Source organism: Weissella paramesenteroides ATCC 33313, assembly GCF_000160575.1.
Taxonomy (GTDB): Bacteria; Bacillota; Bacilli; order Lactobacillales; family Lactobacillaceae; genus Weissella; species Weissella paramesenteroides.
This window is the reverse complement of sequence record NZ_GG697129.1, coordinates 172,646-188,686: the sequence shown is the minus strand read 5'-3', so window position 1 is coordinate 188,686 and position 16,041 is coordinate 172,646. Positions and strand designations below refer to the sequence as shown.

Below are 16,041 nucleotides of genomic sequence, written 5' to 3'. Positions count from 1 at the left end.
AAAACTCCAAAGGATTGTGATAATCAACCAATCCTTTGGAGTTTTTTTGTGTGAAATTCTATAACTTTTAGTTGTATATAGGTAATGTAAGCGGTCTCATTTACGTGTTAAACTACAAGGGTAGCTTAGTTAAAAAGGCTTAAGGAGTTAAACAATGGAGAATAATAAACTGCGATTGCAGGTGCATCCCCGCGGTTATGTAGAATCATTAGTCATGAAAGATGATCCTTATCAAATGAATTGGGTCATTGATAATCAATATCTGAAACAAACAGATTTTGATGAATCAGATAAATTATTTGGTGAGTTTACGATTACTATCAATGGGCAAAAAATTGATAGTCATGATTTAGAACCAACAATAACAAGTGATTCAAGTCGGGCAGTCGTTACCTATAATTTACAGCAAAAAGTACAGGTTATTTTTATCTATGATTTAGCTGATGATAATCAATTAGATTGGGAAATCAGTCTAAAAAATCTAACAACTGACGAACTAACAATTAATAATTTCGGTGTCTGGTTATCACTTGCTTATGTGATGTTCCGTGACAAAAATGTTGCTAAAAATATCCATGAATCGGCGGCAGTTTACCCATCAATTTCGCGTGATTTTACAAAAATTAATGCAGTTCGGCGGGATAATCAATCCGGTAATCTTGGTATTTACCAAACAGCAGGGAAAACATTATCAGTTGGAACCTATGCGGCTTATAACAATTTGTTTTTTGAAAATGTTTCACCATCTTTGGATGGTATGTTATTCCATCAGTTAATCCTAGCTGGTGGTTATGATGAAGATTTTGAAAATAATGACTGGATTTATGACAAAAATCCAATCATCATCAAAGCAAATGAAACGAAAGTGTGGCATTATGTCATGCAACCAACCGATTCTAAACAAGATTTTTATCAAAAAGCACGTGAAGTTGGACAACCAACTATTTCATATCAACCGTTAAATATTGTTAATCAACCAAGTTATTTGACTATTGCAGGCAACGGTCATGAATTAGTTGGTGTAACAGCCGTTGCTGGTGAAAATGGGCAACAAACAACTGAACTAAAATTCCAACAATCATCAGACCACTATCAAGTAGTTTTTAAACCAACGATTTTAGGCGAGCATCAGATTACTTTTGATTTTGCAGATGGTACGCAAGATGCAGTTGTGCTGAACGTGATGACGCCATTAAATGAAATTATTGATCGCCGTGTGCAGTATATTTCGGAAGAACTTTACCAAGGCGCAGATGGAGAAGTGCCATATGCATTTACGCCGATTTCGAATCAGGGTGAATCATTAGGTAAGTTAAGTTTAGTTTTGAAGAAAAACTTGATGGGTGCTTTAGACCAGCAACAAGTCAGACAAGTAGAAGCAAGTGCGGTGAACTATGTCCGACCAAAATGGTTCACAGATGGTAATTTCAGACAACCAAGTAATTTGTATGGTGATTTCTATCGCTGCATGGATTTTGAATACATTGCGCATTTATTCCTGCTATTATCAGAGTTTGATGATGACACGCTATTACTGAATTCATCAGAAGAGTACCTACAATGGGCAGCCGATGTCTTTATGTTACGGGTCAATCCTGATTTGCATGAAACAGCGCGTGGTAAAGAAGAAGCGCAAATGTTAGGAGTTTACTTCCTATACATTCAGGATTTGCTTAAAAAGCTAAAGTCACATGGATTAACTGATTATTATGACAAAATCAATAACCTATGGCAGCAAGTGACCAAAAAGTTAGACGATGATCGTTTAGGCTATCAAGCAGCGATTACTGAGCACTATTTTGATAATGCTGGCTTTGGTCCAACTGCTGGTGCTTTAAGTGAAGCTGGCTTTGTTAGTGGTGCTGAGACATATGGTCAATTGCTATTAGCAAACATTGGTTATTCAAATGATTTTAGAGCACAAAATCCAGATCGATGGTGGGAAGCATTAGCTTATATGATTCATTCGCTCTGGGGTGGTGTAACAGCTGCAGCAACCTTTAAAGTTTATGAAGCACTTAAAGATACGGCATATTTGGATGCTAGTTATCGTGCAACAGCAGCCATTATGTATTGCTATGATACAAACTCAGTGACCACGACAAAGTTAAGTGAGGGAATGGCTGCATCAACTTATGCAGTTGCTGGTCCGCATCTTAATCGCCCTGATCTATCACGTAACCGTTTTGGTCAATCAACATTCTATTCAGACGGTGGTATCTTTGCTAAATTATTTAACAGTGCGAATGAAACACCAGATTGGGATATGGGTGAGGAACTAGTCGCTTACCTAGATGGTATCGGTCAAAGAACTTATTTGATTCATCAAAATGATAGTTGGTCAGTCATTAATGGTACCTATGAGGAAGTTGGAAATCAGATTAACATTATTAGTTTTGCACCATATCAAAAGGAATTTTGGTTGATTGATGAGACTGGTACACGACAGTTATCAGAAGTAACTTCGGCTGATAATTACTTATTTGATATAAATAAATAATGAGTTAGTGACTAATTTTGGTGATGTATCGGAGGAAAAAGGATGGATCAACAAATTATTTCGATTTCAATGCCACCATTTCCTAGTTTTATCGAAGGAAATTATATTACGTTTAAAGCAGGGCAAAGCCATGATCATCGATATAATATTGGCTTCTTTGATTTAATTTTCGTCAAGAAGGGTGCGTTATTTTTACGTGAAGATGGCAAAAAGTACACAATTCACGCAAATGAAATGTTTATCCTTCTACCAAATGGTGAACACGATTCTTGGCAACCTTGCGAAGAGGAAACAAGTTTTTTCTGGATGCATATCTATACAACTTCAAGATGGCAACAAAGTAATTTTCCAATGCGCTTTGTATCTGAATTGCCGATTCCAGAATTACATTTTCATCAAAAATCCTATACATTGCAATTACCAAAACTAGGTGAAATTACTGAGCCAAATTTGATTTTTGATTTACTAAATGAAATTCAAAAAAGTACCGAAAGTAGTCGAATTGACAGTATCTGGTATACAGAAGAATTATTTTTAAAATTTCTTAAATATATTGATACTCGTGGTATTTCAAAAGATCGTGTCACCATGCTAGCAGAAAAAGTTCACCTATTCTTGGCTGAACATTTAGCTGAACATATTGATAATAATCGCTTATCTGATGAATTTCATCTGCATGTTAACTATATTGCCCGTGTGATGACTAAAGTCTATGGGAAAACGGCAATAGAACTTTTAGAAGAAATTCGTATTGAAACGGCCAAACAATATTTGATTCACACTAACAAGTTGATTAAGAATATTGCCGAATTAGTCGGATTTGAAAACTATATCTCTTTTACAAATCAGTTTAAAAAAATGACGGGGATGGCGCCTAAGACATATCGCGCCACTTATAAAAAATAATTTTGGGGAAACATAATGCAAAAAAAATTAAGCCTGACAAATATCCTAGCTTATGCCAGTACTGACACGGCAGGAAATTTGCTTTACTGTACACTAACAAGTTTCATTCTATATTTCTATACTGATGTGTTTGGTATTTCTGTCGGTGCAGCTGGAACGATTTTACTAGTTGCACGAGTGATTGATTCATTAGATGCACCAATTTGGGGATTGATTATTGATCATACGCATTCTAAGTATGGGCAAAGCCGCCCGTGGTTCTTATGGCTTGCTGCGCCATTTGCAATCTTTTTAACGCTATCATTTTTGTCACCAGATTTATCTGCGGCACAAAAAGGTATCTATGCCTTGGTGACATATTTAATCACGGGAATTATTTATACAGGTATTTCAACACCAATTACTTCAATTTTACCTAATTTGAGTAATGATTCAGATGAGCGTGTGAAATTGAATTCTTACCGTATGGTTGGTGGTAATATTGGTTACTTCGTGACAGCTTCATTTACTTTGCCATTGGTCGCTTTCTTTGGTGGTGGTAATGACCAAAAAGGGTTTGCAATTACAGCTGCTGTCTACTCTGTAATCGGACTATTGATGTTCATCTTCGCCTTTGCAAAGACACAAGAAGTTAATTCAGGTCCTCAAGAAGTACAAAGTATTCCAATCAAAGACAGTTTTAAAGCAATGCGTGGGAACTGGCCATGGGTTATTATTGTTTTAGCCAATGTGATGTACTGGTTGGGAAATACAGTACGTACATCAACAGTTATCTATTATGCACAATATAATTTAGGACATCTAAATTATGCATCATTACTAAATGGATTGGTTCTGTTCCAAGTCGTCGGAAACATTTTGATTCCATTTATGGTTAGAAAATTCTCAAAGGGACAAACTTTGATTATTGGTTTTTCAATCGCATCGCTTGGTCAAATTCTAATGGGATTTGTTGGTAGCAATTTTGCGTTAATTGCGGCTGCATGGATATTCACTTCAATCGGTACGGGAATCGCTGTATCAATGCCATTTGCTATGTTGTCAGATACGGTTGACTATGGTGAATGGAAGAACGGCATCCGTTCAGCGGGCTTCTTGACAGCAATTGGTAGTGCTTTCTGCATCAAGATGGGATCAGGACTAGGAGGTTTCTTACCTTCTAAGATTATGGCTGCTGCTGGTTATGTTGCTCACAAACAACAAACTGCATCTGCATTAGCAGGTATTAAGTTCTCATTTATTTGGTTACCAGCAATCTGCTTTATGATTGGTGCTGCCATCATGTTAACTTATTCAAAGTTTGAGAAAAAAGAAGCTCAAATTAAAAAGGACTTGTTAGAGCGAGTTAGTTAATCTGGGAAAACTAGATTACATCTCTGCAATAATTATCGAACAATATTAGCCACTAAATTTTTTGATATATTTGGTGGCTTTTTATTATGGACAGTTTTAAAGCGTATTACCCATAGTTCGCCCAAATAAAGGAATCACCTATATAATGCTATAATTTTCATATACCATTGTAATCAAAGGGGGATTTCAAATGAGTAAGGGAGCTTGGATAGGAACGATTATTGTCGTAGTAGCTATTGGTCTCGGGGCAGGTGGTATGTTGTACGTTAACCAACAGTCACAGGATAGAGACCTAAAGGAGGAACGAGCTAAAAATAGTTCACTATCTAAAAAAATGGATAGTGCGGATAAAAAGAAAGCGACTAGTGAAAAAAAGTCTAGTTCACACCAGACATCGTCAAGTGTGAGTGAATCATCATCAACTTCTTCGACCTCTTCCAGTTCTGAAGAACCAACGACTAATGAACCGGTTCAATTAACGACAGCACAGAAACAGGCAGTTAATGCGGATTTTTTGAATTGGGCAGCTGGGCGCGCAAAGGTTGGTAATATGGCAGTGACCGATTGGTATTTTGATCATGGGGCAGCCGGGACAGGAGATTGGTACGCTAATACAACGGATGGTGAAATTCAAGTACAAGACCAAAATAATCCTGGTCCGTCAGCGTTTCCAATCCATGCGATCGGCGGTTGTGTTTTCTTAACAATGAAAGATGGATCTGTTGGTCGCCAAGATGATGCCGTAGTGACGATTGCTGGTGGTTATGGGGATAAAGCCGAAATGAGCAAGCCAATTACGAAGTATATGCTTGGTGATAACGGCAAGGTATATGAACTAAAATTGGCTGAGGGTGATGCAAGTTTATCAGCTGGTTTTGCTGAATATACCGATGAAGGACAAAAAAATCCGTATGGTCCATCGTATACTTTTAAAGTTTCAGAAGATCAAGCGGCACAGGCAGAATTGCAAAATCTACTTAATGCGTATCGATAAGCTGTATTTTGACAAAATTTGGTTACTTTAATTATCAAAAACCACTTGCAAACAACCGCCAAAGCGAGTAACTTCTTTATTAGATAATTATTAGAAAATTGCGATGATGAGAAGAGTAATTTCTAAGTAGTTTGTCCAGAGAAGGTCGTTAGCTGAGAAGACCGCAAATGAAAAGAAACGAAGATGAGCTCTGAGCATTAATCATTGTGCAAGCAATGGTTACGGGTAGACTCGTTATGGTCTCACTTGCTAACTGGGTAAGTGATGGAGGTACTGTTTGTAAGAAGAGTACAAATTAAGGTGGTAACGCGAAGCTTTCGTCCTTGAACAAGGGGTGAAAGCTTTTTTGTTTAGAGAATATCTAGTAATAGAAAAAGATGTAATTAATGGGGGATGTCATTATGGAAAAAGCAGATAAAATTAAGATCTTACAGGATTTGGTTAATATCAATACCGTCAATGGTAATGAGTTAGCAGTTGCGACATATCTACAACAGGTATTTGCTGAACATGGAATTAAGGCAACAATTGATGAATTTGGCGATAAACGAGCAAATCTACAAGCTGAAATTGGCAGTAAAAATGCTGATCAGAAGATTCTGGTATTATCTGGTCACCAAGACACAGTGTCAATTGATGATGAATCAGCTTGGGAACAACCACCATTTGGGGCACAGATAATTGGTGATAAACTTTATGGACGTGGGGCAGCGGATATGAAGAGTGGTTTAGCTGCTGAAGTGATCGCCTTAATTGAATTAGCTGAAAATCCTGCGGTCACATTAAATGGAACACTGCGTTTTATTGCGACGGCAGGCGAAGAATTTGGTACGCCTGGTGCATATCGTTTAAATGAGCAACACGCCATCGATGATGCTGATGCACTTGTGATTGGTGAACCTACAGATGGTCAAATTATTTTTGCTCATTCAGGAAGTTTTAATTACCGCATTGCAAGTCGTGGTCAAGCGGCTCATAGCTCACGTCCAGCCCAGGGGATTAATGCCATTCAAGGTTTGGTCAATTATATTAATTTAGAAAAAGACCTTTTTGCAGATACTCCAGAAGATCCTTACTTGGGACGGGTGCAGCACAGTATTACGGTCATTCACGGTGGTGAGCAGGTTAACACTATCCCAGCTACTGCTGAATTATTAGGTAATATTCGTCCCACCCAAGCGTTTGATAATCAACAGGTGATTGCGCGAATTGAAGCAGCTGTGGAAGAACTAAATCAGCAATATGATGCCCAACTATCTTTGGAAATTATTCATAATTTTGAACCAGTTGAAACAGCAAGTGATAATGGTTTTATTCAAATCGTTAAACAAGCGGCACAAGAAACGTTTACAGATCGTCAAGTTGATTTATTGACGATGAATGGTGCAACCGATGCCAGTGTCTTTGTGAAGAATAATCCAGGTCTGCCTACAGTGATTTTAGGTGCTGATGGGGACAAATCTTCACATCAACTCAATGAATACACGACCATTAGTAGTTATCTATCGTTGATTAAAATTTATCAAAAAATTGCTCGTGAATTTTTGCAGTAGGAATCGATTGTCAATCATAATTTAAACCACCGTATAATCAACAGTGCGAAAAATGCTCATGATTATACGGTGGTTTTTTGAATTTATTATTAATGAAATATGATATTAATAAGTTTCATAACTTAGTTGACACCGCGTTTATATGTGACTATTATTAGAAGAAAATTAATTACATGAGAAAGAGAGGCCAGACATGCAAAACTTTAGCCAACGGCAAATCACTGCTAATATCATCAAAGGTTCCTTAGGTAATATGATTGAATGGTTCGATTGGTACATTTACGCATCATTTACAGTTTATTTCGCGCCATCTTTTTTTCCAAGTACTAATCAGACCGCGGAACTATTGAGTGCGGCAGGTGTCTTTGCCGTTGGTTTCTTAATGCGTCCATTGGGAAGTTTGTTCATGGGAAAATATGCTGATGTTCGTGGTCGACGTGCAGCGCTAACGTTGTCAGTAACAATTATGGCAACATGTTCCATGATTATTGCACTGATTCCTAGTTATAAAACGATTGGTATTTTTGCGCCCGCAATTTTGATTTTGGTACGTATGGTTCAAGGCCTTTCACTAGGTGGTGAGTATGGCATTTCAGCAACCTATTTATCAGAAATGGCTTCGTCAAACCGGCGTGGATACTATGCATCTTTCCAATATGTCACATTAATTAGTGGCCAACTTGCAGCCCTTGCGATTCAAGGCATTTTGCAATTTTTCTTAAATGAATCAGCACTACAAGCTTGGGGTTGGCGAATTCCGTTTGTAATTGGGGCATTGGGAGCAATCTTAGTGCTCTATCTTCGTTTATCAATGGATGAAACGCAACAATTTAAAAATACGGCGAATCAAAAGGATAAGGCATCACGTGGTTCATTACGAATACTCATGCAATATCCAAGGCAAGTGTTAACGGTTGTTGGCCTGACCTTTGGTGGTACGATTGCCTTTTATACGTACACCACCTATATGCAAAAGTACATGATTAATTCTCTTGGGTTATCAAATCGAATAGTAACGGCGATCAATTTTTTGGCCTTGCTAATCTTTATGGCAATCCAACCATTGTTTGGTGCTATTTCGGATAAAATTGGCCGTAAGCCGTTGTTGTATTGGTTTGGTATTTTGGGAACCTTACTCACAGTACCAATCTTTATTGGTTTGAAATATTTTTCAAGTCCGATAATGGCTTTTCTATTGATGTTGGGTGGATTATTGATTGTTAGTGGTTATACATCGATCAATGCCATAGTAAAAGCAGAGATGTTTCCAACTGAAATTCGAGCGTTAGGTGTTGGCTTACCTTATGGTTTGACTGTTGCCATCTTTGGAGGTACTGTTGAATATGTTGCGCTATGGACGAAAAGTATCGGTCACGAAAATATTTTCTTTTTCTATGTTTCCTTCGCAATTTTAGTTAGTTTGTTGGTTTATATCCGCATGCTCGAAACTTCAAAACATTCAAGCTTGGAGCAAATAGAAAACAAGTGAATGAGCTATAACAAGGCATCATAAACTGAAAGGGGGGCATCAATCTACTCATTTAAATTGGGTAGATTGATGCCCCCTTAAACGTGTTCCAAAAGACTGAAGACTTGCTGTAATATCAACCAACAACTTTAATGATGATGATACCGATAGTGAAGACAGCGACACTGATTATTTTTAGTCGGGTTGTTTTATTTTTTTGAACTTGGAACAAACCATTATGTTCAATGGTGATCGAACCAATCATTAGTCCAATAATACTCAAACTGACTGTTAAACCGGGGCCAATTGTTGGATTTAAAATAGTCATGCATAGGACAAAAGATGCGCCCATTGAAGATGCGGCCCATGCTGTACCAGACCGAACCCCGGATACAAATTTACCAGGTGTGAGTTCTCGATTTACGCTAACGACGATTAAGAGTAATAATGTTCCAAACAAGAATGCGATAAACGATGATGCAATCGAGGCAGCCAATTCAGCTGAATTTTGGAATTCAGCCGTTTTATGTAGTAACGTCCCCAAATTACCGTTAAATATTCCTTGAATTGTCGATAGGACACCAGCAATAAATCCCCAAAGGCAGAGCAACCAGTTATTAGAATTCACATCGTTCAACTTATTTACCCTGGGAGTATAGGCACTCAAAATCACACCAATAATGAGTAGTACAAGGCCAATGATTTTAATCATATTTAGTGGGCTTTGTTGGACATTAAACCAACCCATTGCATCAATTAAAATACCAGAAGTGACTTGACCAAGGGTTGGATAAATCACTGCTTTAATTGGACCTAATTTTGGGAAAAGGATAATGATACTTGTAATATAAATTGCCCCTAGGATACCACCAATAAACCATGGGAATCCCTTCTGAAACGTTTCCGACAAAACTGAAATAACATTAATTTTTAGTACAAACAAGGCAATAAGAAATTCGATGGTACCAATGATGTATGTCATGAATCCTGCTAGAATAGGGGAGTGTAATTGTTTACCAAGATTGACGTTATAAGGATTCTGGACAGCTAAAACAAGTCCAGCGAACAGACTTAAAATATATAGCATAATTTACCTGTCAATCTTCTCAATATGTTCGCCGCCAATAATCACTGTATGACAAAGATCAAGGAATAGACCGTGTTCTACGATACCTGTCAATGACTTGAGGGTATCAGCCAATTTATGAATATCGGAGACATGACTGATGTCGACATCGATAATATAATTTTTGGAATCAGTTAATACTTTTTGGTTTTGATTATCCACTCTGAATTGTGGTTTTAGGTTCATTTGACTTAGCTTTGTAAACAGTTGCACAGAACCAAATGGTATAATTTCTACAGGGAGTAAAAAGCTACCCAATTTATCACTTTTTTTGGAGGTATCAACTATCCATATATTCTTGTTAGAGCTAAGTGCAACAATTTTTTCAAATAAAAGTGCTACACCGCCACCTTTGATACCATTTAATTGTGGATCGAATTCATCAACACCATCGACGGTTACATCAATGTGATTAACATCATCAATACTAACAACGTGTATGCCTAAGGATTCAGCGAGTTGGCGTGACTTTGTAGAAGTTGTCACACAAGTTAAGTGCCAGTTGGCGGCTTTTATTTTTTTACTTAAAGCTTCAATAAAGTAGTTTGCCGTGCTACCAGTACCTAGTCCAACGATCATGCCTTCATCAATATAGTTGACAGCTGCTTGTGCAGCGCTCTTTTTCTGTAAATTAATATTCATGTTGATATACTTCCTTAGTTATTTGATGATAATTTTGCGACAATTTCATCTTGATAAGGAATGGCAGGAATGGCACCAGGTCGTGAAACGACAATGCTACTGGCAATACTAGCCTTTTTTAAAGTCTCTTCAATATTAGATAGGTCAGCAGCAAGTGTGGCAGCAATTGTGCCAATGAAAGTGTCACCAGCGGCCGTCGTATCAATTGCATCAGCCTTAAAACTTTTGATTAGCCCCGGCTTACCATGGATTGTATAGAAGGCACCGTGTTCGCCGAGGGTAATAATGACATTTTCTATTGCCAAATTATCTTTGAATAGTGGTGTCCGGGCAACTAGCTTTTCATAGTCTGTCGTTGGCTCTAAGCCAAGTAGGGCAGCCGCTTCAGTCTCATTAGGCACCAATAAATCAGTGTTTTTTAAAATGTCAGGATCAACATGATCTGTGACAGGTGCAGGATTTAGGATTGTTTTGGCTCCATATTGATGCGCTAATTCAAACCCCCTTTTGATAGCGTCTTGTGGAACTTCTAGTTGTGCGACCACAACATCAGCATGTTTAATTAAATCTTGTGCTTGATCAATATCTGCTCTGGATAGCGCCATGTTTGCGCCACCGTAGACTAAAATTGTATTATGACCATTTTTTTCGAGCATAATATAAGCGGTACCGGTGGGTACTGATTTTGTGTAAATGGCATCGGTATGAATACCTTCTTCATTGAGTAGGTCAATATATGAGCGACCTTCTGGGTCCTCGCCAACACCCCCAATGAAGGACACGGTTGCACCTTGGCGAGCGGCAGCAACTGCCTGATTTGCTCCCTTGCCACCAAAGTTAGTTGATTTACTGTTAATGCTGATTGTTTCACCAACAGTAGGTAAGCGATCTAGTTTTTGTAATACGTCAATGTTTAAACTGCCAATAATAACAACATTTTGCATTTTTCTATCCCTCTATATTTAAAGAATTTAAAAATTATCTTTTACTAAAAAATAGTTGGGCAATTATGGTATCAAAACCCAAGCATTGTTGAATAGCTTGCGTCTGCGTATATTTTGAAAGCATTTTTTAGTGGTATGATTGATCACCAAAAAATAAGCAACGATAGAAAGCGCTTTCAAAAATAACAAGACACTGTTATACTAATACTTGGTAAAACGTTTTACTCATTTACAGGTATCATATTATCATAGTTAAATGTTTTAATAAAGAAAAATTAATTTTGTGAGGTAAACAAAATGTTAATTGCTATTAATGTGATAGGAATCCTTGTTTTTATCGGGGTTGCTTATCTATTTTCTAATGATAAAAAGAACATTCAATGGAAGTCCGTTGGGATTGTTCTTGTGCTAGAGGTATTTTTAGCCTGGTTCTTTACCCAATTCAAAGCAGGTCAAATTGCTGTTCAAGGAGCAGCCGATGGCTTTAATTGGTTAGTTTCTGTTGCTTCAAAGGGAATTGCCTTTGCTTTGCCAGACTGGTTAACTGCAAATAATGGTGGTCCTAATTTTGTAACTTCGGCATTGCTACCTATTTTGTTAGTTGTGCCATTGTTTGATATTTTAACTTATTTTGGTATTCTACCTTGGATCATTAAGTGGATTGGAAAGGCTTTGACCTTTATTACTGGTCAACCAAAGTTCGAGGCATTTTTCTCAATTGAAATGATGTTTCTTGGTAATACAGAGGTGTTAGCCGTTTCTAAGAATCAGCTAGAGAGCATGTCAGCACGACGTAATTTTACGTTAGCGATGATGTCGATGAGCTGTGTGACTTCAGCCATTATTGGTTCATATACACAAATGGTGCCAGGTCAATATGTTTTAACAGCCGTACCGCTTAATATTTTAGGCGCAATTGTTATTTCAGCTATTTTAAATCCAACAAAGGTTGAACCTGAAGATGATGTCATCGTTAAGGTCGATTCAGAAAATGGTAAGAAAGAGCCATTCTTCTCATTCCTAGGTGATTCAATTCTTGGTGCTGGTAAATTGATCTTGATCATTACCGCAACAGTTATTGCTTTCGTTGCCCTGGCCGCATTGATTGACCAATTATTTAGCCTAACTGGATTCCACTGGTTGACACTTGAAAATATTTTTGGCGTTATCATGTTCCCATTTGCTTGGTTGTTGGGCTTCAATGTTCAAGATGCATTCCACATCGCACAATTTATGGGAACTAAGTTGGTTACTAACGAATTCGTTGTTATGGGTGAGATTTCAAAGTCAATTATGGCCAACAAGGGATTGTTCTCTAGCGAACACGCAAGAATTGTTATGACAGTGTTCTTAACGAGTTTTGCTAACTTCGGTACGATTGGTATGATTCTTGGTGCCTTTAAGGGATTGGTCAATAAAGAAAAGAACGAATACATCAGCTCACGTGTTGGATACATGCTTTTGTCTGGTGTGCTAGTTTCATTACTTTCAGCTGCTACAGCTGGTATGTTTGTTTGGTAATCATCAGTTAGTATAATAAATTATTCAAGGGGGAAACTTGTCATGCTATCTGTCATATTAGATATGGATCCAGGAATTGATGATGCAGCAGCGATTGCAGTTGCCATTAATCATCCAGATTTAGATGTTAAATTGATCACAACGGTTGCTGGTAATGTCTCAGTAGATAAGACAACGGACAACACGCTGAAATTATTGACCTTTTTTAATAAGGATATCCCGGTCGCCATGGGTGCAAAAGCGCCATTAAAGAAGGCATTTGCTGATGCATCAGCAATTCATGGTAGTTCAGGAATGCCTGGTTATGATTTTCCAGAACCGCAAATGAAGCCAATTGATTTACCGGCTGTTGAAGCGATCCATCAGACGATTAATCAGTCCGCTGACAAAATAACCTTGATTGCCACCGGATCGTATACAAATATTGCCCAGTTCATTCAAAAATATCCCAATGATTTAGATAAAATTGAACATTTGATTTTGATGGGTGGTAGTATTTCAGGTGGAAATTGTAGTTCGGTCGCTGAGTTTAATGTGTTCACTGATCCGGATGCCACTAAAATCGTTTTTTCAGCACCGATTGAAAAAACGATGATTGGTCTGGATGTGACTTTAAAAGCATTAATTACTGCTGAAACAGTCGGTAAAATCAAGGATATGGGTAAGTCGGGTGACATGCTTTATAAGATTATTTCTGCTTATGGGGATGTGCATGAAGGTGGTAAGCCGATGCATGATGTGAACACGATACTTTATGCGCTTGATCCAGAATTAATTACGACAGAACCAATGAATATTGAAGTGGCAACCGACGGACCAGCAATTGGGGCTACAGTTGCAGATATTCAAAACAGATGGCATGAGCCAGGTACCTACAACGCAAATGTGGGTGTTGATATCGATGCAGAGATGTTTAATGAATGGTTTATTAAGCAAGTTGCAAGAATGCCAAAATAAAGGGGAAAAACATGGCAAAGAAAAAGATGATCCTAGATTTGGATACTGGCGTCGATGACGCATTAGCAATTGCTTATGCGTTGGCAACACCAGATGCTGATTTGATTGGTATTGTGTCTTCATATGGTAATACATTAGTTGAAAATTCAGCACAAAATAGCTTGAATTTACTAGCTTTGTTAGATGCACCAGAAGTACCAGTCTTCTTGGGTGAAGCACATTCATCAACTACGGATTCTTTTGAAACAATGGCAATTTCAAAAGCTATCCATGGTGAAAATGGTGTTGGTAATGTTGATGTGCCAAAAGCATCTCGTTCTGTTGAAAAGCAACATGCCGTGGATTTCATTATTGAAGCTGCTCATCAGTATCAAGATGATTTAGTCATGGTACCGACTGGTCCGCTAACCAATCTTGCAGCTGCTTTTAAAAAAGACCCAGAAATTGAACAATTAATTGGTAATATCACATTAATGGGTGGTGCACTAACTGTCCCTGGTAATGTGACACCATATACTGAGGCGAATATTAATCAAGATGTGGCGGCTGCGGATTATGTATTCAAACATGCAAAGCATCTTGTGATGGTGGGATTAGACGTTACATTGAGAACGCTATTGACTAAAAAAGAAACACAGCAGTGGCGTGATTTGGGAACGGAAAAAGGTCGCATCTTAGCTGACATCTTTGATTATTATATCGATGCCTATTATGACCTTGATATTAATAAAAACGGGGCTGCCCTACACGATCCGCTAGCTGTTGGTGTTGCGGTCGATCCGAAATTTGTCACCTTGTTACCACTTAATATGACAGTGACTCCCGACGATGGTCGCACAATTGGTGATCTAGATAAGTTGAAGGATGAACATATTAACAACTATGCAGCAATTGACGTTGATGTACCTTTTTACTTAGAACGTTTTATGAACTATATGATTATGTTATTGAAATAAAAAATTGAAATAGAAAACAGCGTTGCTTTTTGTGGCAACGCTGTTTTTATATGGTCAGTATTTATCTAATAAGTCGACAGCTGTTTGTTTATCTGTAATGAGGACGTTGGCATAGCGACCAGTTAAGGCACCATGAATAGAAATCAATTTCTTTTTAGCACCAGCAACTAAAATTGAATAATCTTTTTGACGCAAGTTTTCTAAGTCAATGCCAATTGTCCGATCATCCAGTTCCGGATTAACAATATGTCCTTCTTCATCAATAAAACGCGATACGATATCACCAACTGCCCGTTGATGTAATGAATCAATTTCAGGATGGTTTAGATAGCCAAGGCCAAATAATTCTTCGTGATCTTGAACCGTCCCAGTCGTATATATAGCAATATTACTTTGCATCCCCGTTTCATAAATTTGATGAATAAACTTGTCCTTAATGACAATATCCTTGGTGATTGCATTGTCGAGAAATGTCGGTAGGGGTAAATTAATCGTGTTTGTATGAAATGCTTGGGCGAATTTACGATTAATATCATTGGCGTAGTCACTAAGGTCTGACTCTGACATACCACCTTTAAGCTGAACGACTTTTACATTATGATGCTCATTTGGAATGAGATTAGCAGCAACGGCATTTAAAGTACGTCCCCAACTAATGCCGATAATATCATTGTCATGAACGATGTGATTAAGATATTCAGCGGTTAACTTTCCAATCTTTTCATTGATGATTTGGGTATCGTCAATGAAATTTTCGGCGACCAAGACCTCTCTTAACTGATATTTTTTCTTAAGTTGCATTTGTAACAAACTTAAATCTTGTTTGGGATCCATGATTTTTATTTGGACCAGTCCATTTTCCTTGGCATAAGTTAAAAACCGAGAAATCGTTGGTCGTGAAATTTTTAATTTTTTGGCAATTTCATTTTGACTTAGGCCATCTTCATAGTATAAATGGCAAATCTCTAAGGCTGTCTGCGTTTTATTGGTAGTTGCTGTATTGACCATATTGATTAGAAGCTCCCCATTGAATTTATGTAAATTATATCACAATTTCAGGCATTTTCTTAATCACATGAACAAAAGTGCAAATAATGTGTTTACATTTGTTCAAACCTCCG

Annotated in this window: 13 protein-coding genes and 1 other annotated feature; of the genes, 9 read left to right on the top strand and 4 right to left on the bottom strand. The window is 37.7% G+C overall.

The features are described 5' to 3' along the window. Positions 1–154: 154 nt before the first annotated feature. The 6 genes from HMPREF0877_RS03775 (at position 155) to HMPREF0877_RS03750 (ending at position 8,795) form a co-directional block, all read left to right on the top strand. Entirely contained in the window at positions 155–2,500 is a 2,346-nt protein-coding gene (locus tag HMPREF0877_RS03775; RefSeq protein WP_002827901.1) for a hypothetical protein, read from the top strand. 42 nt (positions 2,501–2,542) lie between these two features. Then, positions 2,543–3,406, top strand: coding sequence for an AraC family transcriptional regulator (locus tag HMPREF0877_RS03770; RefSeq protein ID WP_002827900.1), 864 nt, complete (start codon positions 2,543–2,545; stop codon positions 3,404–3,406). A 15-nt stretch (positions 3,407–3,421) separates the two neighbouring features. After that, complete coding sequence (locus tag HMPREF0877_RS03765; protein WP_002827899.1) at positions 3,422–4,759, top strand: glycoside-pentoside-hexuronide (GPH):cation symporter; 1,338 nt, start codon at positions 3,422–3,424, stop codon at positions 4,757–4,759. 190 nt (positions 4,760–4,949) lie between these two features. Then, the gene (locus tag HMPREF0877_RS03760; protein ID WP_002827898.1) at positions 4,950–5,753 is read left to right on the top strand and encodes a lipoprotein precursor; all 804 of its coding nucleotides are present in this window, start codon (positions 4,950–4,952) and stop codon (positions 5,751–5,753) included. Positions 5,754–5,847: 94 nt separating this feature from the next. Continuing rightward, positions 5,848–6,081: a binding site (T-box leader), on the top strand. A 73-nt stretch (positions 6,082–6,154) separates the two neighbouring features. Continuing rightward, positions 6,155–7,306 carry an ArgE/DapE family deacylase gene (locus tag HMPREF0877_RS03755; RefSeq protein WP_040760518.1) on the top strand — a complete coding sequence of 384 codons (1,152 nt, stop codon included), beginning with the start codon at positions 6,155–6,157 and terminating at the stop codon, positions 7,304–7,306. A gap of 193 nt (positions 7,307–7,499) precedes the next feature. Next, positions 7,500–8,795, top strand: a complete 1,296-nt coding sequence (locus HMPREF0877_RS03750; protein WP_002827895.1) for an MFS transporter — start codon at positions 7,500–7,502, stop codon at positions 8,793–8,795. A 115-nt stretch (positions 8,796–8,910) separates the two neighbouring features. Here the strand turns inward: HMPREF0877_RS03750 and HMPREF0877_RS03745 are convergent, their stop codons facing one another. Genes HMPREF0877_RS03745 through rbsK form a run of 3 tightly spaced genes read right to left on the bottom strand, consistent with a single transcriptional unit; the run spans position 8,911 to position 11,486 of the window. Then, complete coding sequence (locus tag HMPREF0877_RS03745) at positions 8,911–9,861, bottom strand: DMT family transporter (RefSeq protein ID WP_002827894.1); 951 nt, start codon at positions 9,859–9,861, stop codon at positions 8,911–8,913. Positions 9,862–9,864: 3 nt separating this feature from the next. Then, entirely contained in the window at positions 9,865–10,542 is a 678-nt protein-coding gene (gene rpiA, locus HMPREF0877_RS03740) for a ribose-5-phosphate isomerase RpiA (RefSeq protein ID WP_002827893.1), read from the bottom strand. A 14-nt stretch (positions 10,543–10,556) separates the two neighbouring features. Further along, positions 10,557–11,486 (bottom strand): ribokinase, encoded by a 930-nt coding sequence (gene rbsK, locus HMPREF0877_RS03735; RefSeq protein WP_002827892.1) that lies wholly within the window; start codon positions 11,484–11,486, stop codon positions 10,557–10,559. Positions 11,487–11,783: 297 nt separating this feature from the next. Between rbsK and HMPREF0877_RS03730 the strand changes: the two genes are divergently transcribed. Genes HMPREF0877_RS03730 through HMPREF0877_RS03720 form a run of 3 tightly spaced genes read left to right on the top strand, consistent with a single transcriptional unit; the run spans position 11,784 to position 14,920 of the window. Then, entirely contained in the window at positions 11,784–13,007 is a 1,224-nt protein-coding gene (locus tag HMPREF0877_RS03730) for a NupC/NupG family nucleoside CNT transporter (protein WP_002827891.1), read from the top strand. A 42-nt stretch (positions 13,008–13,049) separates the two neighbouring features. Further along, positions 13,050–13,964 carry a ribonucleoside hydrolase RihC gene (gene rihC / locus HMPREF0877_RS03725; protein ID WP_002827890.1) on the top strand — a complete coding sequence of 305 codons (915 nt, stop codon included), beginning with the start codon at positions 13,050–13,052 and terminating at the stop codon, positions 13,962–13,964. An 11-nt stretch (positions 13,965–13,975) separates the two neighbouring features. Further along, positions 13,976–14,920: a nucleoside hydrolase gene (locus tag HMPREF0877_RS03720; protein WP_002827889.1), complete on the top strand. Its 945-nt coding sequence runs from the start codon at positions 13,976–13,978 to the stop codon at positions 14,918–14,920. Between the two features lie 54 nt (positions 14,921–14,974). Here the strand turns inward: HMPREF0877_RS03720 and HMPREF0877_RS03715 are convergent, their stop codons facing one another. Then, positions 14,975–15,928, bottom strand: a complete 954-nt coding sequence (locus HMPREF0877_RS03715; protein WP_002827888.1) for a sugar-binding transcriptional regulator — start codon at positions 15,926–15,928, stop codon at positions 14,975–14,977. Positions 15,929–16,041: the final 113 nt, after the last annotated feature.

Coding starts and splice junctions, on each gene's coding strand:
- HMPREF0877_RS03755 (WP_040760518.1), top strand. CDS start 6,155: ATGGAAAAAGCAGATAAAATTAAGATCTTACAGGATTTGGTTAATATC.
- HMPREF0877_RS03760 (WP_002827898.1), top strand. CDS start 4,950: ATGAGTAAGGGAGCTTGGATAGGAACGATTATTGTCGTAGTAGCTATT.
- rbsK (WP_002827892.1), bottom strand. CDS start 11,486: ATGCAAAATGTTGTTATTATTGGCAGTTTAAACATTGACGTATTACAA.
- rihC (WP_002827890.1), top strand. CDS start 13,050: ATGCTATCTGTCATATTAGATATGGATCCAGGAATTGATGATGCAGCA.
- HMPREF0877_RS03750 (WP_002827895.1), top strand. CDS start 7,500: ATGCAAAACTTTAGCCAACGGCAAATCACTGCTAATATCATCAAAGGT.
- rpiA (WP_002827893.1), bottom strand. CDS start 10,542: ATGAATATTAATTTACAGAAAAAGAGCGCTGCACAAGCAGCTGTCAAC.
- HMPREF0877_RS03775 (WP_002827901.1), top strand. CDS start 155: ATGGAGAATAATAAACTGCGATTGCAGGTGCATCCCCGCGGTTATGTA.
- HMPREF0877_RS03745 (WP_002827894.1), bottom strand. CDS start 9,861: ATGCTATATATTTTAAGTCTGTTCGCTGGACTTGTTTTAGCTGTCCAG.
- HMPREF0877_RS03730 (WP_002827891.1), top strand. CDS start 11,784: ATGTTAATTGCTATTAATGTGATAGGAATCCTTGTTTTTATCGGGGTT.
- HMPREF0877_RS03715 (WP_002827888.1), bottom strand. CDS start 15,928: ATGGTCAATACAGCAACTACCAATAAAACGCAGACAGCCTTAGAGATT.
- HMPREF0877_RS03720 (WP_002827889.1), top strand. CDS start 13,976: ATGGCAAAGAAAAAGATGATCCTAGATTTGGATACTGGCGTCGATGAC.
- HMPREF0877_RS03765 (WP_002827899.1), top strand. CDS start 3,422: ATGCAAAAAAAATTAAGCCTGACAAATATCCTAGCTTATGCCAGTACT.
- HMPREF0877_RS03770 (WP_002827900.1), top strand. CDS start 2,543: ATGGATCAACAAATTATTTCGATTTCAATGCCACCATTTCCTAGTTTT.